General features: G+C 34.7%; 1 protein-coding gene. It reads left to right on the forward strand.

Going from position 1 to position 1,012, the window contains the following annotated elements:
- Window positions 1-288 precede the first annotated feature (288 nt).
- On the forward strand, window positions 289-1,008 hold the full coding sequence (locus tag AB1422_19635) for a class I SAM-dependent methyltransferase (protein MEW6621514.1): 720 nt from the start codon (window positions 289-291) through the stop codon (window positions 1,006-1,008).
- Window positions 1,009-1,012 lie beyond the last annotated feature (4 nt).

The following is a 1,012-nucleotide window of genomic DNA, read 5'->3' on the forward strand; positions in this document are numbered from 1 at the left end:
ATATGGAGATAAGATAATAGAAATAGATTGAAATTTATAGAAATAGGTAGAAATTGATTGTGGAAAACAACAAATTTCTATAAATTTCTATTAGTTTCTACTAATTTCAATTTTTTTAATAATATCTTCCTATCTTCTTAATCTCCACATCTCCTTTTGTTACACCACCTGAACGCTTACGAAAATTGAGCATAGAGATTAGAGATTGGAGATTAGAGATTAGCAAGAGTGCAGGTTCTAATTCACTAATTCTCTAATCTCTAATTAACTATTTTTCAGGAGAAGGACTTGCATAATTTAAAAGATGAGATAGAACATGGCAAACGAATCTCAGATAAAGCAGAATTTATCTGGGGGCAGGCAACTAAAGCTGGCCAGTTAAGGGTAGAACGCAGAAGTTATCTCTTAACATCATTAGCAGAAATTAATACGGCTGAAAAAACCCTTGAATTAGGCTGTGGCACTGGTGAATATACATCAAGATTATCACCATCTTCAAAAAAGATAATTGCCATTGATATTTCATTACCATTAATCCAGCAGGCAAAACAAAAATTACCAGATGTCAATTTTATCATTGCCGATGCTGAGAATTTACCATTTAAAGAAGGTATTTTTGAGGCGGTCGTTGGGAATGCCGTTTTACACCATCTTAATTTAGACAAGGCATTAGAAGAGATGAAACGGGTCTTAAAACCAGGTGGTAAAATCGCCTTTACTGAACCAAATATGCTTAATCCACAAAATCTCGTTGTCAAGAATATAAAATTCATCAAAAAATTAGTGGGTGAATCGCCTGATGAACAAGCATTCTTCAGATGGCAAATATCACGAATCTTGATAAATAAAGGATTTAATGATGTCGTGGCAAGACCGTTTGACTTTTTACATCCAGTTACGCCGACACCATTGATTTCGCTTGTGAATATTGTGGGTAAGTTATGCGAAAAGATGCCCATAATCAAGGAGATTGCCGGCTCGCTGATGATAAAAGGAAATAAGCAGTAGTTGG

Source organism: bacterium (assembly GCA_040757115.1).
In the GTDB taxonomy this organism is placed as follows: Bacteria; UBA9089; CG2-30-40-21; order CG2-30-40-21; family SBAY01; genus JBFLXS01.